This is a genomic window from Pseudomonas sp. H1_D04, from assembly GCF_054683855.1.
The window spans coordinates 2,354,756-2,379,540 of record NZ_CP162826.1; the positions used below are offsets into that span (position 1 = coordinate 2,354,756).

Genomic DNA, 24,785 nt, shown 5'->3' on the forward strand with positions numbered 1-24,785 from the left:
AAAATATTGGCTGACCCACTGCTATCGGGAGCAAGCTCCCTCCCACATGTTGAGCGGTGTTGGCTTCAGATGAAGGTAACCACGCCACCGGCCAGCGATTTCACCCGCGCCAGCGACTCAACCCGATAACCCTGGGCATCCAGCTCTGCACGGCCACCCTGGAACGACTTCTCAATCACAATCCCCAAACCGGCAACGGTCGCACCGGCCTGTTTGATGATCGAAATCAGCGCCTGGGACGCCTTGCCGTTGGCCAGGAAGTCATCGATCACCAGTACACGGTCGCTGCTGGTCAGGTGGCGCGGCGAGATGGCCACCGTGCTCTCGGTTTTCTTGGTGAAGGAATACACCGTTGCCGACAGCAGGTTTTCGGTCAGGGTCAGGGACTGCTGCTTGCGGGCGAAGATCACCGGCACGCCCAGGTTCAGGCCGGTCATGATCGCCGGCGCAATGCCCGAGGCCTCGATAGTGACGATCTTGGTGATGCCCGAGTCCTTGAACAGTGCGGCGAATTCATCACCAATCAGCTTCATCAGCGCCGGGTCGATCTGGTGGTTCAAAAAGGCGTCGACTTTGAGTACCTGATCGGAAAGCACGATGCCTTCTTCGCGAATTTTCTTGTGCAGTGCTTCCACGGAAAGCTTCCTCTAATGGCGCGGTCTGCGCCGAAAGTAGATTAAAAAGTAGTCGATTCTAGCGCTTTAACATCGCGCGTATGTCCGCCAGGGCGGTGTTGCCGCGTACGGCTTTCACCTCGGTCGGGGTGTCGTCATTGCCTTCCCAGGCCAGGTCATCCGGCGGCAGTTCATCCAGGAACCGGCTGGGGGCACAATCGATGATCTCGCCGTATTGCTTGCGCTTGGCGGCAAAGGTGAAGGCCAGGGTCTGACGCGCGCGGGTAATGCCCACGTAGGCCAGGCGCCGTTCTTCCTCGATGGTGTCGGCTTCAATGCTGGAGCGGTGCGGGAGGATTTCTTCTTCCATCCCCATGATGAACACGTAGGGGAATTCCAAGCCCTTTGAGGCATGCAAGGTCATCATCTGCACACCTTCGGCGCCGTCTTCCTCTTCCTGCTGACGTTCGAGCATGTCGCGCAGTACCAGCTTGCCGATGGCGTCTTCAACGGTCATCTCGCCGTCTTCGTCTTTTTCCAGGGTGTTCTTCAGCGCTTCGATCAGGAACCAGACGTTGCCCATGCGGTAATCCGCAGCTTTGTCGCTGGAGCTGTTGGTGCGCAGCCAGTTTTCGTAGTCGATGTCCATGACCATGCTGCGCAGGGCGCTGATCGGGTCTTCGCCGGCGCACTGCTCGCGAACCTTGTCCATGAAGCGCTTGAAGCGCGCCAGGCGATCGGTGAAGCGCGTGTCCAAGTGCTCGCCCAGGCCTATCTCGTCGGTGGCGGCGTACATCGAAATCTTGCGTTCGGTCGCGTAGTTGCCGAGTTTTTCCAGGGTCGTCGAGCCGATTTCCCGGCGCGGCACGTTGATCACGCGCAGGAAGGCGTTGTCGTCGTCCGGGTTAACGATCAACCGGAAGTAGGCCATCAGGTCTTTCACTTCCTGGCGTCCGAAAAAGCTGTTGCCCCCCGACAGACGATATGGAATCTGGTGGTGCTGCAACTTCAGCTCGATCAGCTTGGCCTGGTAGTTACCGCGATACAGGATCGCAAAGTCGCTGTAGGGCCGATCGGTACGCAGGTGCAATGTGAGCAGCTCGACGGCCACGCGCTCGGCTTCGGCGTCTTCGTTGCGGCAGCGGATTACGCGGATCTCATCGCCGTGGCCCATCTCACTCCACAGCTGTTTTTCAAACTCGTGGGGGTTGTTCGAGATCAGCACGTTGGCGCAGCGCAGGATGCGGCTGGTGGAGCGGTAGTTCTGCTCCAACATCACCACTTTCAAGGACGGGTAGTCGACCTTGAGCAGCATCAGGTTTTCCGGGCGGGCGCCGCGCCACGCGTAGATCGACTGGTCATCGTCGCCCACCACGGTGAACTGGTTGCGCTTACCGATCAGCAACTTCACCAACAAGTACTGGCTGGCGTTGGTGTCCTGGTATTCGTCCACCAGCAGGTAGCGCACCTTGTTCTGCCACTTTTCGAGGATGTCGGCGTGTTCCTGGAAGAGCTTGACCGGCTGCAGGATCAGGTCGTCGAAGTCCACCGCGTTGAACGCCTTGAGCGTGCGCTGGTAGTGGGTGTAGACGATGGCCGCGGTCTGTTCCTTGGGGTTGCGCGCGTTTTCCAGGGCCTCGGGGGGGAGGATCAGGTCGTTTTTCCAGGCGCCGATCATGTTTTTGATCTCGTCGACGCCGTCGTCGCCTGCGTATTCCTTCTGCATGATGTCGGTCATCAGGGCCTTGACGTCGGTCTCGTCAAAGATCGAGAAGCCCGGCTTGTAGCCCAGCCGCGCATGCTCCTTGCGGATGATGTTCAGCCCCAGGTTGTGGAAGGTGCACACCGTGAGGCCACGGCCTTCGCCACCCTTGAGCAGGCTGCCGACGCGTTCTTTCATCTCGCGCGCGGCCTTGTTGGTAAAGGTCATGGCGACGATGTACTGGGCGCGGATGCCACAGCTCTGGATCAGGTGCGCGATCTTGCGGGTGATCACGCTGGTCTTGCCGGAGCCTGCACCGGCGAGCACCAATAGAGGGCCGCCGACGTAGTTCACGGCTTCTTGCTGCCGGGGATTGAGTCGGGACATACAGAATTCAGGGAGTCGTTGTTCAAAAGGGCGGGCATTTTAACAGGCTGGCAAGATTCTGCTGCTCTGGATCGACGGTGTGACGTACCACTCGATCTAAATTTGCCGGTTTTGCTACTTTGCCGCAGGATGTCGAGGCTTTTTGCGGTTAAAACAGCGACAAATGCTTACACCTGCGTATTTGATAACCCCTATCATTGGTCATTATCAGGCCGCACGTCATAATGCCCGCCGCCAACGAAACTTTGCAGAGTCTAGGGAGCTAGCTTGTCTACGCCTGTCGAACCCTTGCGTTTGCTGCTACTGGCCGATACGCCTGAGTGGGCAGCGTTGTTGCGCGAGTGCCTGGCGCCGATGGGCGATGGGGCTGTGCTGATCAGCGCGCCAAACTGGGACTCGGTGAGTCGTCTGTTCGAAGATGACACCAGCGCCGTGCTGTTGACCACGCCCAGCCTGCAACCCGGCCCTGGCCGTTGCAGCTTGTCGTGCGTGGTGTTGTTGGAGCAGGAACCGTTGGTTTCTCCGCTTGGCGTGAGTGATTGGCTGATCCGTGATGCATTGGACGCCGACACACTGCGCCGCTGCCTGCGCCATGTCCGTGAGCGCGGCTTGCTGGAAAACACCCTGCAACGCCTGGCCGAACAAGATCCGCTTACCGGTATCGCCAACCGCCAGGGCTTCCAGACCCTGCTGGCGGCGCGGCTGGCCGAGAACGAGGGCCGTGGCCTGGCCCTCGGTCACCTGGACCTCGACAACTTTCGCCACGCCAACGATGCCCTCGGCCACCAGGCTGGCGACCGTTTGATCCTGCAAGTGGTCTCGCGGCTCAAGAGCCAGCTCGAAATCGGCGACCAATTGGCACGCCTGGGCAGCGACGAGTTCGCTTTGCTGATTGACACCCGCCGCGCACCCCAGCGTGCAGAGTGGATGGCCGAGCGCATCACCGAAGCCATGGCCGAACCGTATTGGGTGGATGGCGAAAGCCTGCTGATCGGTTGCAGCCTGGGCGTGGCCCATGCCCGCGCCCGCGCTGGGGCCGACCCATTGATGTGGCACGCCCATATCGCCATGCAGCAAGCCAAGAGCACTCAAGGCTGCACTTTCCATATCTTCAACGAGCGCATCAACCGCAACGCGCGCAGCCTGGCCGACCTGGAAAGTGAACTGCGCCGCGCCTTGCGCCGGGATGAGTTGGAGCTGCACTACCAGCCGCGCCTGGACCTGGATGACGGCCACATTGTCGGCCTCGAAGCCCTGGTGCGCTGGCGCCACGGCGAGCGCGGCCTATTGCCGCCCAGCGAATTCGTCCCCCTGGCCGAACAGAGCGGTCTGATCGTGCCGTTGGGCTACTGGGTGATCTCCCGCGCCCTACGCGATATGCAGGACCTACGCGAGCGCGGCCTGCCGCCGTTGCACATGGCGGTCAACCTGTCGTTCCGCCAGTTTCAGGACAGTCAGCTGCTCTCTACCCTCAGCCGGCTGATTGCCGAGCGCGGTGTGGAAGCGCAATGGCTGGAGTTCGAGCTGACCGAAACTGCCGTGATGCGCCGCAGCGATCTGGTCAAACAGACCATGGATGCCCTCGGGCGGCTGGGTGTGCGGTTTTCTTTGGATGACTTCGGCACCGGTTTCTCGTCGTTCGTGCACCTCAACAGCCTGCCGATTGCCTTGTTGAAAATCGATAAGAGCTTTGTCGGTGGCATGGAAGAGCGCGAAGAGAATCGCAAGCTGGTGCACGCGATGATCAACCTGGCGCACAACCTGAATCTGGAAGTGGTGGCTGAGGGCGTGGAGACTCCGGAGCAGTTGGCGCTGCTGAGGCTGTTTGGCTGCGATCAGGCTCAGGGTTACTTGATCAGCAAGCCGCTGCCGTTGCCGGAGTTGGTGGAATACCTGACATTCGGCAAGGGCCAGCAGACGCTCGCTGGCGAAGTGTTCTAATCCGGCTGAGTGGCCCGGAACCCTTGGCGGGTTTCGGGTACTGCACCTTCCAGACCAATCATGCGCTTCATCTTCGCTTCAAACGCCCAAGTCAGGCTGACTGCCGCACACGCCAGCCCCAGCGCCAATCCCCACCACACGCCGGTCGGCCCCCAGCCTAGGGTGAAAGCCATCAACCACGCCGAAGGCGCGCCGATTAACCAGTAGCAACCCAGGCCCACCAGGAAGGTGGTCTTGGCATCCTTGAGCCCACGGATGCAGCCCATGGCGATGGTCTGGACGCCATCAAACAGCTCGAACCAGGCCGCGACGGCCAGCAGGCTGACGGCAAGCACGATCACCTCGTGGAATGCCGGGTCGTCATGGTCGAGGAACAGGCCGATCAGCGGGTCGGAAAACAGCCACAACACTACGGCAAATCCCAACATCACCGCCGCGCCAAAACTGATGCCGACACGACCGGCCATGCGCGCTTGCAGCAACTGCCCGGCGCCATAGTGCTGGCCGATGCGCATGGTCACCGCATAGGACATGCCCGCTGGCACCATGAACGCCACCGAGACGATTTGCAGGGCAATCTGATGCGCCGCCAATTGCGTACTCCCCATGGTGCCCATGCACAGCGCGGCAAAGGCAAACAGTCCGACTTCTACTGCATAGGTGCCGCCAATCGGCAGGCCCAGACGCCACAACTCGCGCAAGTACTGGGTGTTGAGGCGCAGCAGGCCGGCGCTCAGCGGGTAAGCGGCGTAAGCGCGGTTGCTGCGGATGTACCACATCAGCGTCAGGGCCATGCCATTGGCGACGATGGCAGTGACCAAGCCAATGCCCATCAAGCCGAGCTTCGGCAGGCCGAACATACCTTCGATCAAAGCGTGGTTGAGCAGGTAGTTCAGCACCGTGCCGCCGAGGCTGATCACCATCACCGGAGTGGCTTTGCCAATGGCGCTGGTGAATCCGCGCAAGGCCATGAAACTCAGGTAGCCGGGCAGGGCGAACGGCAGCATGGTCAGGAATTGCCCCGCCGACTGCACATTGGTATCGGTCTGGCCGAACATCAGCAGCACCGGCTTCAAGTTCCATAACAGCAGTGCCGCCGCCAAGGCCATCAGCCAGGCGAGCCAGAGCCCGGCCTGGGTCAGGCGAGTGGCACCTTCGATGTCGCCAGCGCCGTGACGGATTGCCACCAAGGTGCCCACGGCAGCAATCACTCCGATGCAGAAGATCGACACGAACGAATAGCTCGCTGCGCCCAGGCCACCACCGGCCAGCGCTTCAGGGCTCAGGCGAGCCATCATCAAAGTGTCGGTCAGCACCATCAGCATGTGCGCCAACTGTGAGGCAATCAACGGCCCAGACAGCCGCAGAATGGCCCAGAGTTCGTTACGCGCTGGATGCTGCATGATCATCACACTCAGAAAGTCAGAGGGTTGGAGAGGGTTGGATTCTCGGCCCTCTCAGCTCATTGCACAAAGGGATAAAAGCGATCATCTACATGATTAAAACTCATGCCTGAGTGATTCTGGTACGGTTTCGGCATCCTGCTGTCGGAGCTTTCCTCATGTCTCGTCGTCTTCCTCCTCTTTATGCCTTGCGTGCATTTGAAGCGGCCTCCCGGCATAACTCCTTTACCCGCGCCGCCGAGGAACTGTCGATTACCCAAAGTGCGGTGAGCCGACATATCCGCACGCTGGAAGAGCATTTCGCCTGTCGCCTCTTCCAGCGCAGCGGCCGTAACCTACAGCTCACGGAAGCGGCGCGCCTGCTGTTGCCCGGTGTGCGCGAGGGGTTCGCGGCGCTGGAGCGGGCCTGCCATACCCTGAACGCCGAAGATGACATCCTGCGCATGAAAGCGCCGTCGACCCTGACTATGCGGTGGTTGTTGGCGCGCCTCAGTCGCTTCCGCGCATTACAGCCAGGCAATGAAGTGCAATTGACCAGCGTCTGGATGAATGTGGATGAAGTGGATTTCAACCAGGAGCCTTTCGACTGTGCGGTGCTGTTGAGCTACGGGCACTTTCCGGCGGATTGGGAGGCCAGCTATTTGTTTCCTGAGCTGTTGATACCGGTGGGCGCGCCGAATCTGTTGGACGATGGCCCATGGGATGTAAATCGACTCGCCGGTGCCGAGTTGCTGCACCCCACGCCCGACCGCAGGGACTGGCGCAATTGGCTGGAGCGCATGGGGCTTTCGAATCAGGTTTCGCTCAAGGGTGGGCAGGTGTTCGATACCCTGGAGCTGGGCATGATCGCCGCCGCTCGCGGTTATGGCGTCTCCATGGGCGATCTGCTGATGGTGGCCGAGGATGTGGCGCAGGGACGTTTGAGCTTGCCGTTGCCGACGGCGGTAGCGAGCAGGGAAAATTACTATTTGGTGTGGCCGAAAACCCGTCCGGGCGGCGAGCGCTTGCGACGCTTGGCGGATTTCCTCCAGAGCGAAGTGCAGGCCATGGTTTTGCCCGATGTCGAACGGCTTGATTGAATAATTCTGGCTCTATCACGCAACCGTTTGCGTGATACCCCTGCGATTCGCTCAAGTATTGCAAAGCGCCGCCGAAGTAGGGGTGTTGGAACCATCGTGCACCAACGTTTCCCACCAGATAATTTGCCGAGCAGCGCTATGAGATCAGGATGATCCTGGCCTCGGCCAGGAGCTTTCATGTCTCAACCTCGCGCCCGGATCGCCTCGCAGTTAGGTCTTGCATTAGCCGTGATTTTGGCTGTCGTCATCAGCGGCAGTACTGTTTTCGCCTTGCGTTCCCTTGACTCCGCCAACCTCGATACCCGCGAGGAACACTTGGCCAGCGAGGCACGACTGCTGGCCGACCAACTCAATACCTTCCACAGCACGCTGCGCGAGAGCACCCAGCGTCTGACCGGATTGTTTGAAAAGCGCTTCAGCGCCGGGTTGCGTGTGCAGGCTGATCAAATGGTCGCGGTGGCTGGGGTCCAGACGCCGAGCTTGTTGCTGGGCAGCGAAGTGCTCAATAACAACTTCACTGAAGTCGATGAGTTCAAGCAGATGTCCGGCGGTGTGGCCACGGTGTTCGTGCGCAGCGGCGACGACTTTGTTCGCGTCAGCACTTCCCTGACCAAGCAGGACGGCAGCCGCGCCATCGGCACCGTGCTTGACCGCCAGGGTCCGGCTTACCAGCGCGTGCTCGGTGGTCAGGCGTATATCGGCCGCGCGGTGTTGTTCGATCGCTCCTACATGACCCAATACAGTCCCGTACGAGACAGCAGCGGCAAAGTGATCGCTGTGTTGTTCATCGGCTTTGACTACACCGACGCCCAGGCCGCGCAGTTTGAGAACCTCAAGCGCTTCCGCATCGGTCAGACCGGCTCCTTGGCGTTGCTCGACGAGCAGAAGCGTTGGCTGGTACCGCCCGCGGGTGTGCAGGCCTTGGACCAGTCGGTTGCGGTGATGCTGGACCTGGCCAAGACCCCAGGCAAAGGCCGCTTCTGGAGCGATAAGAACGAAGACTTCTACAGTGTTTCGGTACCGTTCGACGGCGGTCCTTGGGCCGTCGTTGCGAGCATGCCGAAAGCTGAAATCCGTGCAGTGACCTGGGCGGTCGGTATTCGCCTGGTGATCGGCAGCATACTGGCGATGTTGCTGGCGGTAGGCGCCACGGTCTGGTTGCTGCGCAGCAAACTGCAGCCGCTGAGTGATCTGGTGCGCCAGGCCGAAGCCTTGGGCGCGGGGGACTTGAGTGCGCGCCTCAACGTCTCCAGCCATGATGAAATCGGCCAACTGGCCCGCAGCTTCAACCAGATGGGTGAAGCGCTCTCGACCATGGTTTCCCATATCCGCAAGGCGGCCGAAGAGGTCAACAACCGTGCACAGGCACTGTCCGGGTTATCCGGCGGGGCCTATGACGGGATGGAGCAGCAGTCTGGCGAAATCACCAGCATGGCTGGTGCGGTGGAAGAGTTCAGCGCCACTTCGCTGAATATCGCCGACAACATGGGCAACACCGAGCGTCTGGCTCAAGAAAATGCCCAGCAAACCCGCATCGGCCGCACCTCGATGCAGGAGGCGTCGTCGTCGCTGGAACATATCGCGACCGCGCTGAATAGCACGGCCACGGTGATCAATACCCTGGGCCAGCGCTCCCAGGAAATCGGCGGCATCGTCGGTGTGATCACCTCCATCGCCGAACAGACCAACCTGCTGGCACTGAACGCCGCCATCGAGGCTGCTCGCGCAGGTGAACAGGGCCGTGGGTTTGCCGTGGTCGCTGACGAAGTGCGTAACCTGGCCTCGCGTACCCGCGAAGCCACCGATGAAATTTCCGGGATGATCCAGAGCATTCAGCGGGAAACCGGCAACGCCATCAGCACCATGGAGCACGGCAACACGCTGATGCAGGAAGGCCTGTCGCGCAACGCCGACGTGGCTTCGGCCCTGGCACGTATCGACGAGCAGAGCCGTTCGGCCGGTCAGCAGTTCGCGGCGATTACCACGGCGACTCAGGAGCAGAGCAGCACCGCGACATTGCTCAGCAGCAACTTGCAGAGCATCGCACTGGCCAACAGCGAGCAGCGGGAAGTGGTGTCGAACCTGGCGATTACGGCCAAGGAGCTCGAGACGTTGGCGGCGGGCTTGCGTCATGAGGTGGATCGCTTTCGCTGAGGCTCAATTGAGGGAGACCGGGCGGTACTGCAAGGCCTCCTTCAAGTGGTCCCGCGTGATGGCATCCACCTGATCCAGGTCCGCCAACGTGCGTGACACTTTGAGCAGCCGATGAGCCGCACGCAGCGACAACGTCAGTCGCTCGCAGGCGCTTTCCAGCCAGCCTTCATCGGCTTTCAAAAGTTGGCAGTGCTCACGCAACCTCGGTAGATCAAGGAAGGCGTTGGCACAGCCTTGGCGCTGTTGCTGACGCTCCCGAGCATCTGCCACCTGGGCTGAGGCCGTTGCCGTCGTATCTCCAACCTGCTGGGTTGGATTCAGCGCAGTTGTTTCCCGCGCCACGGTGAGGTGCAAGTCAATCCGATCCAGTAACGGTCCAGACAGCTTATTGCGATACCGCTGGACCTGCTCCGGTGTACAGCGACAACGCCCAGTGGGTTCGCCCATATACCCGCAAGGGCAGGGGTTCATCGCTGCCACCAGTTGAAAACGCGCTGGGAAACTCACGCGGTCGCGGGCACGGGAAATCACGATATGCCCTGACTCAAAGGGGTAGACTTTTCTCACACATTGTTGAAGCGTGTTTACCGGTTGTTAAACGCCCGGTAAACGGCATGTTTTTAGATCGAGGTGGTTTGGAGTGCTGGGACTTGTACCAGTGCGAGAAATCGCCGGATAACGCGGTGTGTGCGTCCGCTCGGAAGACGTTCGGTGAACCATCGGTGCTAATCTGGACATAAGGAACAGCACGATAAGGGTGAGCGAAAAATGGATGGGCAATTCGTTAGCTATAAAAATCTTGAAAGTATTAGCAAGAAAATGGACGAGTACATTGATGGCAATCATCCTGATCTTGAAAAATTCTGCCAACGCCAACATCAAAAAAAATGTGAAACGCCGTTTTTAACGGCTCAGCTCTATTACGTTATAGGGACCGGATATTCATCTGTCTATTTCGCAACGGTACAAAAGGATTGGTATTCGCCCAGCATTAGCAATGCAGTTTACTTTTTAAGAAAAGCATTGAATGAGCTGAAAGATGAAAAAGATGAATATCACACCGTAAAAATTGGGAATAAAAAACTGATTTTGAGTTTGTCAGAGCTATATTCCCGGATTAACATAAATCTGGCGAATTACTTAACCGAGCAGCACAGGCATATTGAGGCTATTGAATTTTACGATAGAGCTGTCGCTGTTAAAAACGCATTCGGTCTAGTGACAAAAGCCCGATGCCTAATAGAATTTAGAAAATACGTTTATGATGAAAACTCAAAATTCTTTTTTTCAAAAGAAATATACAAGCTAACAAAAAAATCATTATTGCCGGATAGTGTCACAATAGAAGGTGATGTCGAGCAGTTTGAAAGCTTAAAAAAACGACAAGCGTCTTTCATTGAGTATTTTGAAGACGCCTATCCCGAGTATATAAAAAATGACCATTCCGACACTTACAAAGAGAATTTCAAAAACCGGAAACATAAAACATATTTAGATTGGGTCGGACAGAATAAGCTTTTTCTTAACCTGACTAACATTGTGATTACCAGAGAATACGCCTATGAAGACTGCTTGGGGCTTCCATCGTTTTCAGGTAAGTTAAACCCTTTATTATTATTAAGCGAAGAATTGGCATATCATGCCCATTTTGATGAGCTGAAAGATACCTATTGTTATGCGAGACATGTTTTCTATTCAGCATTACAAATGCCCGAAGAAACTGAGCATTTCTATAACTCTACGTACAAACAGGTTGATAGCCTAGATTACTCTATCAATAGCATTAAAACCAATAGCTACAAGACGGCACTAAGGTGCCTATATTCGCTATTAGATAAAATAGCGTTTTTTACTTACAAATTTTACGAAGTTAGCTCCGATGAGCTGGAAGAGCATGACGTAAATATCAAGCGGATTTTTGTATCAGGAAAAAAACCATTAGCTTGGTTAGAACAGGTAAAAAACCCCTTCTTGTCGGCTTTGTATTTTTTAAGCAAAGACATAAACGACGTAAGGCATCCGCCTAAAAAACATAAAAAGCCAAATACAGACGAAGTACTGTATCTCTCCGAAACAACATTCCCCGCCGCGAACCAAATTAACCAAATACGTAATGCAGTTGAGCATAAATCTTTGAAAATAGTGGACGGGTTTGGTTACGAGCTTTCTCAAAAGCAATATGACCCTAAAAACACATTGGATGAAGCAATAAAAGCACGAGAAAAATTAGATGAGTTGTCTAGTGAGTACCACACACTAAACGAAAATATCGAAGAAAAACTTCGATTAAAGTCGTTCCATTTAGCTGTTTCTGTTGAGCATATAGAACAGCAGATTTTAGAGCTTATTAAGTTATCCAGAAACGCATTGATGTATCTGGCGTTATCCGTTCAGTACCACGAGAGCAGCAAACCAGACGATGGTGTATCCATCCGATTGCAGCGGGACGTGCCTTACAAGTAAACAACGCGGCTTTGATTGCGGATATGGCGGGCCACTGCCCGCTATTCTGGTGGTCGCTTCGCTTTAAAATCACAAGCTTTTTAAAGTCAAGATAAAGGGCCTACGCCCAATAAACTATTTCTTTTATAAGAAGAAAACGGAAAATTGACATTAAAAAAGCCCTTTCGGGCTGGTTTATATTCTCATCATGTCTACTAGACTTTTATAGTGTTTGTTCGTGTCGTTAAACGTCACCATCACATCAACGCCATCAATTGTGTAAACAGGGTTTAATAATGATGGTCTTGTGGCTTTTATCTCTTCGCTTTCTGTCTCTTGATAATCGAATGGCTTCAACGTTTTAATCAACGTTAAATGACCCAAATTACATTTTAACGTTTTTACTACCTTGCGATCCTTTACGATCCTGATCGTTATTCTGTATTCATATTTCAATTCTTTAAAAAAGAAAAAATCTCGCGGCGTCATAGCTTCATGAAAAGCTTCCCTATGAACAGGATTAATGTCTACATTGTTGATTGCTAATAATTCATTCTCATAAATCAATTTCGCATAATTTTCACAAGTTGAAATCCTAGAAATCGCCTTGTATTTTTTTGCTTTGCATATTTGTATTACTGAATAGTCATAGTCAAATTGAGCGTCCAGATCGAACAAGTGAATTTTTTTCTGCGTAGCGTCTTCGTATTCTTCTGATTTGAAATACACTTCAAAAATACTATTCGCGACAATAACAGCCGATGGTTGTTTGGTTACTAGTAAAAATCTTGATGGGTTTATTTCGTTATTAATGAAGTGCTTGTCGCCGCCACCGGGCACGAATGTTCCACATGAGTAATACGCTTGCTCTGCTAATTCGACAAGATTAAATTTATTTTTGATGTTTTTCATAAATCTCCTTTTCTGTGTTGTTACTTAAATGAAAACACATAAATAGAAGAAGTCAACAGAAAGGGCCTAAATAGTTTAATGGGTATGGCGTATTATCCAACCCTATTTTCAAATAATGTTCGACCTTAAATATATTTTCAATCTGCTATTGACACGAATTTTATGGCTTACGCAAGCCATAAAACGACCATCGCAAAAATGGCAAAACACAATAATTTGCAAGATTTTCTAAAATAAAATTGACGAAATTTTATTGAAAAATAATTTGTCAAAAGAAAGGGCCTAAACCAAACAGGCACAAAAAAGCCCCAATCAAGGGGCTTTAATTTCTCGCGAAAAATGTCAGGCAGTGACAGGAACGCCGCCCAGCTTTTTGATCAGTGCATCAAAGTCAGCGACTTTGTTTTTCTTCATCAGGTCGGCCAGATAATCAGCATAGGTCGTGAAGCCTAGTGCTTCAATTGTCTTACCAACGGCCCCAGCCTTTTTGCTTTGCAAGATCGTTTCAACACCATTGATCATGACTTTAAACTTCGGGGCTTTCGTCTTCGTGGTCTTCACGCTCACGCTTTTAGGTGTTTTAGCGGCTGTTTTAACGCCGTGAAGGGAATGCACCACATCGACAAAATCGGGCACCTTATAGCCGTATTTATTGCGAAGGGCTTCAAGCTCTTCAACAAATTTCATGACCTTTGCTTCTTCTTCATTTGATTGAAGTGTTTTGATTTGTTCAGCAATGGCATTTTGTTGCTCAGCAATTGCGTGTTGTTGTGCGAGTAGATCAAGCAATTTTGACATTTTTAAACGACCTTATGCAGTTCATGCAGGAAAGTGGAAAAGCCTTTTTCAATTTTAATGTAGAACTCAGGCCAATGATCATCGACGATCTTTGAAATGGTTTCTTTTACGTTATCAAGGTTTTCTTGGCTTTCGATTTCAGACTGTCGAAGCCCTAGTGTGTAGAGGATCACATAAAGGGCGTAGGTTTTTAAAGCCGATTTCAATGCGGTTTCAGCATTAAACAAGCCAAGATCAATCTTGGTTTTTAGATCCAGCACTTCAATACAATACTCGTCGTAATGAAGGCAATCTAAGGCTTTACCGTCCCTTGGATCTCTTGACCATTGGCTGTGCAGGGTTTCTAAAATGATCTCTTTATTTACGACTAGCTTTTCAATTATCAATCTTTTAGCCCATTCCATTGATCAAAAAATGGATTTTAAAATCACTCCTTGAAAAAGTCAAAATAAAGGGCCTAGGCTCTAACCAGAAAGATTTTAAGATTTTAGATCCACCAGATGAGCTTTTGACGTTCTGCCCTCATATTTTATATATACATTTACGAAGTAAATATCTTTTACCCTCCTGAAACTATCGAAAAAGCCCGCAAAAATCAGAGAAATCGCAAATGGCCGGTTATAGTTAACTGTAATCAACCCATCAAAAATGGTGGTTGTGGTTATAGTTAACTGTAAGATCGAAAATCAATTGTGCCGGTTTTTTCATTAAACAAAGGATAAAACAAATAGCATTAAAATACGGTGTGACATTTGTGTAAATATTTTCCCGTTATCTATTGAAAAAGGAAAAAATTATGGTTTGATATATATATGAATTAAGGATTTTATAACCATGGAATACATCATCACAACCAAAGAAAAGAAAGTGGCAACATTGGAAAGATACATTTCGGTGCCTAAGCTTTTTCTTGCTTTGCCGTTTTTCACTCCAAAAAATTCAGCTTCAACTGAAAAATATACCGAAGTTGCAAAGTTCGGTGATCTTAGAAAGATTAGATTGAGGTCAGTCAACCTTTCCGTAATACGTGATTTTGAAGTGTTCTTGTTTCTAATGAAGAAAGCATATCTAAAAAAATCTAACACCTTTGAATTCGACAATACAGAGATTTTCGAGCTATTAAAAATAAAGCCCAATCATCGCGACAGCTTCATGAAAGAAGTTTACATAAACTTGATTGAAGAAAAACTTTCATCAATTGACGTTTCTTACACTAAAAGAGAAGATCTGTTAAATCAGAGAATTGGATTTAAGTTTATTGAATACAGACAGGTCAACAAAAAGACTACAAAAATAAGAATGAGCAAAGAATTTATTGAGTTCTTCAACGAGCTTGAATATCTCTATGACATACCATTAGATTTTTTAGACTTACTAAAAAATGAATACCAAAGAATTTTATACATTCTCTATGTGTGTAATCGAAAGAACGAAACAAATTTTTTCTTGCTTGAAGATTTAAGAAAGCGTTTCAACGTTTCTGAAACGACCTTGGACAAAACTGTTTCAATGAATATACGTAAAGCAAATGATGCATTGCTTGAATTGGGAATAATTACAAAATACGAAGAAGTCAAAGAAACGGTTACAGTGAAGGGTAAAACTATAACGAAGAAAAACGGTAAAACGGTGACTTTCAAAGTCGATTATACCTATAAGACTTTATATACCGAATTAGCCAAGAAAAGGGCGGCTGCTGCTAAGAATTTAGATGCTTTCAAAAAACCGATAAAGGTCAAAAAGACTAAGGTTGCAGAAGAAACGGAACAACCAAAATCAACAGACAATGGAGACGAAGAATGGGTATGAAAAAAGAAGAACAAAAGCCGCAATCGCGTGGCTTCATAGTAGAAGTGTTGATAATGAGAATTGAGGCACTTTTACACTTGATAAAAAGCGACGTGATAAGAGCGGCTATCTCCGCAAAATTAAGCGAAGTAAAAGACATTAAAGCTTTATATCAATTGTTATCGCTTGCACAAGCATCTATTGAAAGTAGTGAACTGATTGAAAATAAGATTAAGGGCGGTTTGGTTTTCCACCCGATTACGGGTGAGTTATTAAGTGAACTTGATTACACGGAAATACTGGATTATTTCATCGAAATGGGGAAAAAAGATTTGAATACCGTTAAACAAAAAAACAACCAAAAACCTAGTGTTTAACATCGATCAGGAGATCCATGAATGTAAGAAATGTAATCACTTTTTTAACGCTTCTTTTCCTTCCTGCCGTTGCGTTCGCATTCGGCAATGACGCCGCTGTTAAGGCTCAGGCTGAATTAATCTCTGCTATACAAAAATTGATCTACATAGTCTCATTTTTAATTGGTCTAATCCTGCTGGTTTCGGGTGGATACAAGATCAAAGCCATGTCAGACAATAACGAAAAAACCAAAATTTTCAGTGCTCCTATTATGGCGATTTTAGTAGGGGTCATCATGATGAATAGCTCCAACTCTTTGAGTGTCTTTGGTGCAACTCTATTCAGTGCTGAGAAGTTTTGCTTAGTTGTTGACGATGGCAGGATAAATGATAGCTGCATGAGCACTGAATTATCTGGCCTCACGGGTGAATTAAAAAGCCGTATAGAGAAGCTTTCAAGCGGTAACACCGCTGAAATATTCATGGATAAAATACAAATTATCATTGGGATTTTTCAAATCATAGGACTGATTTATTTTCTAGTGGGTGCATACGGATTGGTGCAAGTAGCTAACGGTTCATCAAAAGATAGCGGATACGGAAAACCCATAATCACAATGTTTGCATCGGCGTTGATTGTCGATATTCCACACACGGCACAGATGGCCATTGGTACTCTTGAAAAAATAGGAATTAACTTTTAAAAAACCATGGGGGGAATTATGAAAAAAATGATGTTGCTTTTACCGCTTTTATTCTCAGTTAAAGCTTTTGGTGCTGGTTACTTATGTGACAATGGTTGCACATACGAGCAAATTGTAGCGAACAATAAAGCAAACTATAAAACACATGAGCAATTGATGCGTGAAGGACATGAGTGGGAAGCGGAGCATTTTAGAAAGCTTGTTGAAGAAAACAGGGAAGCCCAAGCAAGAGCGGATGCAGCCCCAAAATATGTACATACACCGAAAGGGCCTGTCATAACCTGCGTGCAAGAAGTTTACGAAAAAGCCACCGGGATACTGGGCGATGATGCAACAAACCACATCGACGTTTCTATCATTTCGCCGGGTAAATGTAGTTTTGAAGTAAAAGAATTCGGAGACTTTGGGCGTGGTTGCGACAATCTAGCCGCTCTTTCTAGCATTGCAAAAATGGGATTTTACCAAGAAGAACAATGCAGATATGAAGCTGAAAGCTGGAAAGTATATTTACAGTATAAAGACGTAATTTACACACCTGAATGGACTAATGCACTAAATCGAGAATATTACAACAAGTTGAAACCTATTAAACAAAGGCACATTGACAACGTTGCTAAATTGCAAGATCAAGAAAGAGCTTTAAATAAATCCGATAAATAAACAAGCCCAGAAAAGGGCTTTTTGTTCGTATTTGATTTTTTAATATTATTATATATAATAATATTAACAACATATTTTAATGAAATGAGAACATCGAAAATAGTAATTTTAGTTTTAGGTATAGCACTAGCCGCATTTTTTACTTCGATTTATTTTGCAGTAGCCGCAAATTTCTACAACATTCAATTTTTCTTATTGATCGCCATTCAGATCCTTGGCATTTACGCATTGCTAGGTTTGAAGGGTGAAGCACAAAGGAGAGAAAACAAAACAAACAACAATAACGAGGTATCACAATGATCAAGCTTTCAATCTTAACAATCGCATTATTTGCTTCAATGTCAGCCAATGCAGCTTATAAAATTTACATACCAATAGAAGCAAAGCTAGGCGGGTCATTGCCTGATAATACTTTGGCGTGGGTTGGTGTCCCTGATGGTGGTGTTGTGGGTGGTGGGAATGGTTCAAATCCAACGACACCGGAAGAACCAGAAAACCCAGAAAACCCAGAAAAACCGGAACCTAAGCCAGAAAGAAAATTGGTTACTACTCTAAATTTCTCAGTAGTTTCCGGCGAAACAAATAGTCTTTTCACATCGGACAGACAAAATGGGTTTGTTCTTCAAACTTCCACGTTTGCCATTAAAGGTGCGTTAAAGCACGGTCAAAATTACTACGTTACGAACAATGGTAATGAGTGTAAATATAATGCAGCTGTATGCATAATTGATTATAACTGTTTCTATTCATCCGATAAATTAAGCGGTGAATATACATTGTTATCAATTTCGCCAAGCCAAGCCAAAGCGTGTCTTAATGTAGTGACCAATCACTTCACGGGTACCAAATCTTTGAGCAACGTGACGATTTACGACAACCCAAAAACAGAATGAAGAAAACGCCATTAAGGCGTTTTTTATTGCGGCATAAGTTTAATGCCAACAGGCTTTCTTCTTTTCTCTTCTTTTCGTTCGCTTTCGTCTATCAAATCTTTCATCATATTCAAAGCGGCTAGCTGGTCTGTCGCACTTCCGTCGCTCATATCAGTAAGCTTATTTAAAGCACCTTCAAGCACGCCAGCAGCAACGTCTACAACTTTCCCTGCAGCGGCCATTCCAGCAGTTTTAACACCGTCCGCAACTTCGGCTCCGGTTGGTGTTTCTGGGGTTTTTTCAGTTGGTAAAGCTTTAATGTTGTTTTCTTCAATCGGCTTCTTAAAGGCTGAATTTTCAAGCTTCATTTTTTCAAGTTTTTCTTTATCTTCGTCAGTCGGTTTAAAACCTTTCAACGAATAGCCTTTTTGATCTAACCCCATCATGGAAAATTGAAGCCATGCAGCACGCTTAAAATCGTCGGTACCGTTTAGGTGCAAGGTTTGTGGTTTGCCGCTCTCTGTGAGCTTCTGCAAGCCTGCTTTGATCGCCATCGGGCTGTTAGTGTTGAAAGTAGCTTTGCCCTTGGCAGCACTGTACTCAAAAGCTTTCTTGGTCGAATTCTTGAAAAAGAAATCATGACCATCAGGCGTATCGAAGCGAGTATCTACAACGCGATTAGATTTTCTGATCCTCTTTTCGGTGATGCTTGATTGCTCATCATGAAAATCGCCGCCAATGCTTCCATAATCACGCACAGGAGCCGCTTTCACTCCCAAACGTGCAAGCGTGTCGGAGAACTGGGGATCGTCGCCAAAACGGGCTTTAAGAGCTTTGTAAGAAGCTCCAACCTCAGAGGCTTTGAAGATCTGGCCGTCTTTCTCCAGGGAATAGGCATTGTTCCCGTTAGTGATCAGCGTGAAGCCGTCAGCATGGAGGAATTCAAGGAACTCACCGGCTGTCATGGCTTTGTCAGTGGCTGAGGTTACAGCTTCTTTAAATTTTGACTTTTCCGATTTAATACCACGATTTTCAAGCCTGTATTCATTCGGGCCTTGGGGATTAGTCGGCATGTTGGGTTTTAGGTATTTTCTGTTTTTGACTTCTTCAAGGCCATGTTTCAACTCGGCTTGATGACAAAGTTTTTCAAATTGATAGTAATCGTCTTTTTTGTTGTGGATGTTGCCTTTGTTATCACGGCAATTCCAAATTAAATGAACGTGTGTTTTTCCATTGTCATCTTTATCATGAACGGCAACACGATATTTTCGATTGTCCAAATCAATGGCTTTTTTCCAGACTGATAAAGCGATTTCTAGTGCTTGTTCATTTGTTATGTTGTCTTTTGGTGAAAAGCTGATCATTTCGTGAATGGCTACGACTTCTTGTTTTCTTCCAGTGGTTGGCTCAAATTTGTTATTCACTTGGTTAAATTTTTTAACGCCAAGCTTGTTATAGTCTTCGATACTTGTACCATCAAATTTAGCTTCACTACCGCCGACCAGTTCAGCTTTTTCTAATGCGTAGTTCATCGTTCGACCTACGGCGGCACTATCAGGCAATTTACTAAGAACCTGCCTAATCATTTTGAACCTTTCTTTTTGATCACTATTCTTTTTGATCTTGTGTAAACGAAATCATAAAGATTGTCGAAGCGTGTTAATACTTGTTTCATTATTTTGAAATTTGCTTCTAGGACTTTCCTGTCTCGTTCGGTAAAGGCATCACCAGAATTTACTTTTCGGGCGATTTGATTGATGTTGTTACCAAGCGGCGTTAGTTGGTCTTCGATACTTTTGAGCATTTTCTCAATTTCTACGAAAGAAGACAAAAGAGGATCGTTGGTGATTTCAACAATTTGACCGAAGCCATCATCTACTATTTTTTTGATTAATTTTGTTTTTGTTATTGAAAGACTAGAAGCGAGTTCATTCAGTCTTGCGATGTCTTCTTTTCTCGCTCTTATTGATATTTTATCTTGTGCCATGTTTCTCCTGATCTAAATTTTTTAATTTGGTGAACAAAGGCCGGGCCTGTTGTTCGTTTACATCAAATGTTTCCTTCTGCTAAATCAATGATTGCGATTGAAAGGACTTTTATAGAAAGTTGTCTTTCTTTCGATAGCTCGGCATAGTCATCACTGTATTCATTATTTGTATCATGAATTACACGTTGGATTATGTCGCAAAGGTTGTATATCAAGCCGTGTTTAACATTGTCATTGAAGAGGCAATTTTTAAAACTTTCATAATGATAAGCTTCACGATGTAGATGTTTTTTGCAAATATCCGCAACTACAGTATCAAGGGTTTTAAATCTTTCCAATCTTTCGGCTTTGAATGCTTCGTAATGTTCGTTGTCATTTCTAGGTGCCGCTTTAAATCTGCCAAGGATTTTATCGTAAGCATCACTGGTAACACGTTTTTGCTCTTGCTCTTCCTTAAATCTGGCAACCTCTCTTTCTGCACGTTCTTTCAATTCTTCATCTGTTAAATTTTCATTTTCGATAAAGTCAAAATCGAAATCATCATTGTTAATTGTGTCTGTCATAATTATCCTCATGTTAACGTTTGTTTTTTTTGTAATGTCCGAAGGCATTACATGGACTTACTTTTGCTTTTGCATTTTCAAACGAAGTGCGAAAATCAAGTAGGAAACGGAATGAAAAAGCACGAAGTGTTTTTTCATGCCCGACAAATTTAACGAAGTTAAATGTCGGACGTTTCCATTGCTTGCCTGTTCTTTAAAGACTTCATATAAAAGTTGTATCATATATTTTAATGTTTTCAAGAGTGTCCGACATATCTGTATGACAAAAAAGTGTCCGACAAATATTAAAAGCGTCCGACATAAAACGTTTGATGATCAGACCTTTTATGTACTCTTTTACCGTTTGATTTTTAGATCACATAAAAAAGGCCATCTATAAATAGACAGCCTCAATTTAATACGTTTGATGGTTAGATTTTTACAACGGCGTTCATATGTTCGTTTAGATTATCAATGCCGAATTCTTTCAATGGATTGTGAAGCGTGAATTTTTTGCCTACCCGATAAATCTCTGCATCTTTTTTATCCCGAACGACCATGAATACTGTGCGGGTTTTGGCTTCATAGTTAAAAACAAATTTGAGGCCGTTCGATTTAAAGAAGTGATTAAGCTTCAAGCGGCCTTCATCAGTGCTGTATAGCTCGATAATATCGCGATACGAATAGATTTCTAAACTGCTTTCTGCGTTGTCTATTTGAGCACTTAACGCGTCTATATTGGCCTTTGCATTCTCGTATGCTAGTTCTGCATCTGCCATCTGTTGAATGAAGAACGAAGGAATGCGACCATCTTTATACTGTGAAAATGAGGCGGTCATATTTTCATATAGCGATTTAGATTTAGCGAGTTCATTTTCTGCTTCATAGAACTCGGTTTTAATCGCTTCTGTTGCAGTTGATTTGCTAAATAATGACAAAAATTGATTTTCAAAGTTTTCGATATCAATTTCATCACCGTCCATGGTGCTATCGTAATCGGCTGGCATTTCATTCGCCCATGGGTGAACGTCAAAGTCGTCATCTTCACAAGTTAATTGCCTGACTAATTGCAGTAGAGTGCCGAAAGCAAAATCAAACCGAAAACGTGGAACATCGCAATGGCTCAATGTTTCTTTTCGTGTGTAGCAATGAAAATAGCCGTATTTAACACCTTTTTGATTTATTGATTTTTCAAACATAAGGCTTTGACCACATGCGGCACATTTCACGCAATGCTTGAAAATGTTCAAATAGCCTTCGGTATTTCGTCCGTAGTCCTTTACCTTTCCGCGTAGCTTCATCGCTTGCAATGCGTCTTGAAATTCCTTGTGTGACAGGATCGCGGGATAGTAGTTTTCGATATAGCGTTCAAAAACCTTCTTTTTCCCGTCTCTTTTTTGTGACATTAGAGTGCCGATGGGATAGCGACTAGTAAGCATTAAATGGACGGTTTTACGTGACCATTTACGTTTTGATGTGAGATTTACCTTTTTAAGAGTGTTCGACACGCCTTCATATTTCAAGCCTTCAAAAATTTGCTTAATTTCTTGGGCTTCTTCTTCTACGATTTCAAAGCTATTTGTTTCGAGGTTATGACGTAGACCATAAGGGAGGTTATGTGCATTGAAAGGCACGCCGTCCGTTGCCTTAGTCTTTGCTTTACTCCAAGCAGACCGCCGACGCTTTGACTTGATTTCGCTTTCTTCGTTTGCACGTTTAGCGATCAGACTGATCATCAAAAGATTTTCAAAGTCTTTGTCAGGGTCTTCATACGAATAAATTTTGTTGTCGGTGGTGGTGTAGAGCTTCACACCTTTTTTCAAGATCCCGTCTTGTATCAGTGCGACGCCATCAAGCACACGCATTCGGGTAATCCGGTCGATACTTTCAACGACCAAAAAATCTCCCTTCCTGATTTCCCCGGACTCGATACGGTCAAGAATGCCTTTGAGTTTCCCTTTCTTCGAGTTTTCCCCGGTAAACGCCGACTGACCGGGGTCGATGATGGTTTCAACGACGGGGACACCTGTGGACGATGTGAAGAACTCCAACGGGCTTGTCTGTCGGTCATAGCTGTCTTTGTCGTCACCACCCTGCACGGTGCTAGACCAACGGACGTAGGCGATTGCCAGAGGTTTAGATCGGTCGATTTTCAGGGTTTCCATGTGTCCTAGTCCTGATGTTCAAAAGTGCATGATACGTCTATCCGCTCTCCAATGGCTCACGCAAAACCTCCAGCACCTTGCGATCAAACTCCGGTAACTCATCCAGGAAAAGCACGCCATGATGCGCCATGGTGATTTCCCCAGGCTGCGGTTTCGATCCACCGCCCACCAGTGCGGGCCCTGACGCAGAGTGGTGCGGCTGGCGAAACGGCCGGTGCGGCCAATGGCTCAGCGGTGCGAGGCTGACCACCGACTGAATTGCCGCCACTTCCAGGGCCTCCTGCTCGCTCAGCGGAGGCAGCAAACCGGGCAAGCGGCTGGCAAGCAAGGTCTTGCCGGTGCCCGGTGGCCCGCTGAACAGAAGGTTATGTGCGCCCGCTGCTGCAATCAACAACGCCCGCTTGGCGGAGAGTTGGCCTTGCACTTCGCTCAAATCCGGGTAGGGCTTGTTCAGGTACAACAAACCATCGGATTTATAGGGCTCAATCGGCACTTGTCCGTTGAGGTGCGCCACGACCTGCAGCAAGTGATCCACGGCAATCACCTTCAGCCCCGACGCCAGGCAAGCTTCCTCTGCATTCGCCCGCGGCACTATCACGGTGCGCCCAGCCTTGCGCGCCGCCAAAGCGGCTGGCAACACACCTTTGACCGCACGCACTTCGCCGGACAACGCCAACTCACCCAGGCATTCAATGTCATCGAGCATCAACGCTGGCACCTGCACACTGGCGGCGAGGATCCCCAGTGCAATCGCCAAATCAAAACGCCCGCCGTCCTTGGGCAGGTCGGCGGGCGCGAGGTTGAGCGTGATGCGGCGCGAGGGGTATTGCAGGGCGGAGTTGAGGATGGCGCTGCGTACTCGGTCCTTGCTTTCCTTGACAGCGGTTTCGGGAAGGCCCACCAGCGTGAGGGACGGGAGACCGTTGGCCATGTGCACTTCGACGGTGACGGCTGGGGCTTCTACGCCGATCTGGGCGCGGCTGTGGACGATGGCGAGGGACATGCTCGTTCCTTGAAAGAGAGGCCGCTTCCTGCGGGTTTTTCAAGGGTAGACGAGGGGTGGGGCTAGCGAGGGAGGGAGGTTTTACAGAACGTATCCAGAGAACGACGCAGAACAAATGTGGGAAGGGGCTCGCCCCCGATAGCAGTGGGTCAGTTGATAAATATGTCACTGACCCACCGCCATCGGGAGCAAGCCCCCTCCCACATTTTGGCTTAGTTGCGTCAGTTACTCGGCCGTTGGGGTTAGCCGCGCTTCCAGTTCAGCCACCTTCGCCTCCAGGCTCTCCAGCCGCGCACGCGTGCGGGCCAGCACCACCATTTGGCTATCAAATTCTTCCCGGCTCACCAGGTCGAGCTTGCTGAAACCGCTTTGCAGCAAGGCCTTGAACTGGCTTTCGATTTCATTGCGGGGCAGCGGGGTTTCGCCGCTGAACAGGCGAGAGGCGTGGCCGCTCAGGGCGTCGAGTAGGTCTTTGGGCGCGAGCATGGGAAATATTCCGGAAACTGTTGGCGGGCAGTGTATCACGCAGCGTCTATAGTCTTTTTCGCGGCCTGCAGCGCACGCTTTTCGCGCATCGAGCTGTGCGACGGCGCACTGTTTTCGTGCGCATTGCAGCTGCCAAATAGTCCTGTGGGTGAGGTTAAGTGGGCAAAGGACTGATTTCAGTGATTTTTACGGAGCTGGCAAGGTTTCTGCTTAGACGATCATGACCCATGCACTGATGCAGTCGCTGTGACGAATGCAGTGCGCCGACGGATCAGGGGTACAGGTTTCGTCACCAGTGGTTCGCTGGCGTCGCAAAGGCAACTGCCCTTGCGACGATGCGTTACAAAGCCAGGCACTGCGCTTAGACTTGAGACGGGTTTGTTTTCCTGGGGCAAGTCCACCAATTCGGGAGAGAGTTTTCATGAAGCTAGTCACTGCCATCATCAAGCCGTTCAAGTTGGACGATGTACGCGAGTCGCTGTCCGAGATCGGCGTGCAGGGCATTACCGTTACTGAGGTCAAGGGCTTCGGTCGGCAGAAGGGTCACACCGAGCTGTATCGCGGCGCGGAATACGTAGTCGATTTCCTGCCGAAGGTGAAGATTGATGTCGCCATTGACGACAAGGATCTTGACCGGGTTATCGAAGCGATAACCAAGGCCGCCAACACCGGCAAGATCGGTGACGGCAAGATCTTCGTGGTCAATCTGGAACAGGCTATTCGCATCCGTACCGGCGAAACCGATACCGACGCAATCTAAGCCGCCAAACCCCAACGCCCCAGGAGAAAA

The 24,785-nt window shown here is 49.0% G+C and carries 22 protein-coding genes and 1 pseudogene; 10 read left to right on the forward strand and 13 right to left on the reverse strand.

All coding sequences use genetic code 11. The features are described from left to right. Nucleotides 1-65 precede the first annotated feature (65 nt). Nucleotides 66-635 (reverse strand): xanthine phosphoribosyltransferase, encoded by a 570-nt coding sequence (locus AB4N82_RS10715; protein WP_003176890.1) that lies wholly within the window; start codon nt 633-635, stop codon nt 66-68. Nucleotides 636-693: 58 nt separating this feature from the next. Beyond that, nucleotides 694-2,703: a DNA helicase Rep gene (gene rep / locus AB4N82_RS10720; protein WP_095185200.1), complete on the reverse strand. Its 2,010-nt coding sequence runs from the start codon at nt 2,701-2,703 to the stop codon at nt 694-696. A gap of 267 nt (nt 2,704-2,970) precedes the next feature. On the opposite strand from rep, the gene AB4N82_RS10725 reads away from it, so the two are divergent. Next, nucleotides 2,971-4,644: a putative bifunctional diguanylate cyclase/phosphodiesterase gene (locus AB4N82_RS10725; RefSeq protein WP_032884377.1), complete on the forward strand. Its 1,674-nt coding sequence runs from the start codon at nt 2,971-2,973 to the stop codon at nt 4,642-4,644. Here AB4N82_RS10725 and AB4N82_RS10730 read toward each other — a convergent pair. After that, a complete protein-coding gene (locus AB4N82_RS10730) occupies nt 4,641-6,053 on the reverse strand; it encodes a NorM family multidrug efflux MATE transporter (RefSeq protein ID WP_032884376.1) in 1,413 nt (470 codons plus the stop codon). The genes AB4N82_RS10725 and AB4N82_RS10730 overlap by 4 nt on opposite strands. Before the next feature lie 152 nt (nt 6,054-6,205). Here AB4N82_RS10730 and AB4N82_RS10735 point away from each other — a divergent pair, with 152 nt between their 5' ends. Both AB4N82_RS10735 and AB4N82_RS10740 read left to right on the forward strand, forming a co-directional pair. After that, on the forward strand, nt 6,206-7,126 hold the full coding sequence (locus AB4N82_RS10735) for a LysR substrate-binding domain-containing protein (protein WP_460104893.1): 921 nt from the start codon (nt 6,206-6,208) through the stop codon (nt 7,124-7,126). A 177-nt stretch (nt 7,127-7,303) separates the two neighbouring features. After that, the gene (locus tag AB4N82_RS10740; protein WP_095185197.1) at nt 7,304-9,280 is read left to right on the forward strand and encodes a methyl-accepting chemotaxis protein; all 1,977 of its coding nucleotides are present in this window, start codon (nt 7,304-7,306) and stop codon (nt 9,278-9,280) included. 3 nt (nt 9,281-9,283) lie between these two features. On the opposite strand, the gene AB4N82_RS10745 is transcribed toward AB4N82_RS10740, so the two are convergent. Next, entirely contained in the window at nt 9,284-9,847 is a 564-nt protein-coding gene (locus tag AB4N82_RS10745; protein ID WP_460104894.1) for an ATP-binding protein, read from the reverse strand. A gap of 201 nt (nt 9,848-10,048) precedes the next feature. Here AB4N82_RS10745 and AB4N82_RS10750 point away from each other — a divergent pair, with 201 nt between their 5' ends. Beyond that, entirely contained in the window at nt 10,049-11,743 is a 1,695-nt protein-coding gene (locus tag AB4N82_RS10750; protein ID WP_460104896.1) for an LA2681 family HEPN domain-containing protein, read from the forward strand. Nucleotides 11,744-11,917: 174 nt separating this feature from the next. On the opposite strand, the gene AB4N82_RS10755 is transcribed toward AB4N82_RS10750, so the two are convergent. The 3 genes from AB4N82_RS10755 to AB4N82_RS10765 form a co-directional block, all read right to left on the reverse strand. Beyond that, nucleotides 11,918-12,634 (reverse strand): hypothetical protein, encoded by a 717-nt coding sequence (locus AB4N82_RS10755; protein ID WP_460104897.1) that lies wholly within the window; start codon nt 12,632-12,634, stop codon nt 11,918-11,920. A gap of 342 nt (nt 12,635-12,976) precedes the next feature. Next, on the reverse strand, nt 12,977-13,432 hold the full coding sequence (locus tag AB4N82_RS10760; protein ID WP_060763827.1) for a hypothetical protein: 456 nt from the start codon (nt 13,430-13,432) through the stop codon (nt 12,977-12,979). 2 nt (nt 13,433-13,434) lie between these two features. After that, nucleotides 13,435-13,836 carry a hypothetical protein gene (locus AB4N82_RS10765; RefSeq protein WP_060763828.1) on the reverse strand — a complete coding sequence of 134 codons (402 nt, stop codon included), beginning with the start codon at nt 13,834-13,836 and terminating at the stop codon, nt 13,435-13,437. A gap of 430 nt (nt 13,837-14,266) precedes the next feature. Here AB4N82_RS10765 and AB4N82_RS10770 point away from each other — a divergent pair, with 430 nt between their 5' ends. The 5 genes from AB4N82_RS10770 to AB4N82_RS10790 all read left to right on the forward strand — a co-directional run bounded on the left by AB4N82_RS10770 (nt 14,267) and on the right by AB4N82_RS10790 (nt 17,833). After that, entirely contained in the window at nt 14,267-15,241 is a 975-nt protein-coding gene (locus tag AB4N82_RS10770) for a hypothetical protein (RefSeq protein WP_460104899.1), read from the forward strand. Then, nucleotides 15,238-15,597 carry a hypothetical protein gene (locus AB4N82_RS10775; protein WP_460104900.1) on the forward strand — a complete coding sequence of 120 codons (360 nt, stop codon included), beginning with the start codon at nt 15,238-15,240 and terminating at the stop codon, nt 15,595-15,597. Before AB4N82_RS10770 ends, AB4N82_RS10775 begins: the two co-directional genes overlap by 4 nt. A gap of 17 nt (nt 15,598-15,614) precedes the next feature. Beyond that, nucleotides 15,615-16,280: a hypothetical protein gene (locus tag AB4N82_RS10780; protein WP_460104901.1), complete on the forward strand. Its 666-nt coding sequence runs from the start codon at nt 15,615-15,617 to the stop codon at nt 16,278-16,280. An 18-nt stretch (nt 16,281-16,298) separates the two neighbouring features. Continuing rightward, entirely contained in the window at nt 16,299-16,940 is a 642-nt protein-coding gene (locus AB4N82_RS10785; RefSeq protein WP_460104902.1) for a hypothetical protein, read from the forward strand. Between the two features lie 296 nt (nt 16,941-17,236). After that, a complete protein-coding gene (locus AB4N82_RS10790) occupies nt 17,237-17,833 on the forward strand; it encodes a hypothetical protein (protein ID WP_338479090.1) in 597 nt (198 codons plus the stop codon). A 23-nt stretch (nt 17,834-17,856) separates the two neighbouring features. On the opposite strand, the gene AB4N82_RS10795 is transcribed toward AB4N82_RS10790, so the two are convergent. From AB4N82_RS10795 to AB4N82_RS10820, 6 genes and pseudogenes are all read right to left on the reverse strand, one after another. After that, nucleotides 17,857-19,344 carry a relaxase/mobilization nuclease domain-containing protein gene (locus AB4N82_RS10795; protein ID WP_460104903.1) on the reverse strand — a complete coding sequence of 496 codons (1,488 nt, stop codon included), beginning with the start codon at nt 19,342-19,344 and terminating at the stop codon, nt 17,857-17,859. A gap of 50 nt (nt 19,345-19,394) precedes the next feature. Beyond that, nucleotides 19,395-19,799, reverse strand: a complete 405-nt coding sequence (gene mobC, locus AB4N82_RS10800) for a plasmid mobilization relaxosome protein MobC (RefSeq protein WP_460104904.1) — start codon at nt 19,797-19,799, stop codon at nt 19,395-19,397. Between the two features lie 62 nt (nt 19,800-19,861). Then, nucleotides 19,862-20,362, reverse strand: a complete 501-nt coding sequence (locus tag AB4N82_RS10805; RefSeq protein WP_460104905.1) for a hypothetical protein — start codon at nt 20,360-20,362, stop codon at nt 19,862-19,864. Between the two features lie 410 nt (nt 20,363-20,772). Further along, a complete protein-coding gene (locus tag AB4N82_RS10810; RefSeq protein WP_460104907.1) occupies nt 20,773-22,506 on the reverse strand; it encodes a recombinase family protein in 1,734 nt (577 codons plus the stop codon). 40 nt (nt 22,507-22,546) lie between these two features. After that, nucleotides 22,547-23,509: pseudogene (locus AB4N82_RS10815) on the reverse strand (YifB family Mg chelatase-like AAA ATPase); the annotation flags it as partial. Nucleotides 23,510-23,734: 225 nt separating this feature from the next. After that, nucleotides 23,735-23,995 (reverse strand): accessory factor UbiK family protein, encoded by a 261-nt coding sequence (locus tag AB4N82_RS10820; protein ID WP_095185195.1) that lies wholly within the window; start codon nt 23,993-23,995, stop codon nt 23,735-23,737. Between the two features lie 421 nt (nt 23,996-24,416). Here AB4N82_RS10820 and glnK point away from each other — a divergent pair, with 421 nt between their 5' ends. Then, a complete protein-coding gene (glnK, locus tag AB4N82_RS10825; RefSeq protein WP_002555808.1) occupies nt 24,417-24,755 on the forward strand; it encodes a P-II family nitrogen regulator in 339 nt (112 codons plus the stop codon). Nucleotides 24,756-24,785: the final 30 nt, after the last annotated feature.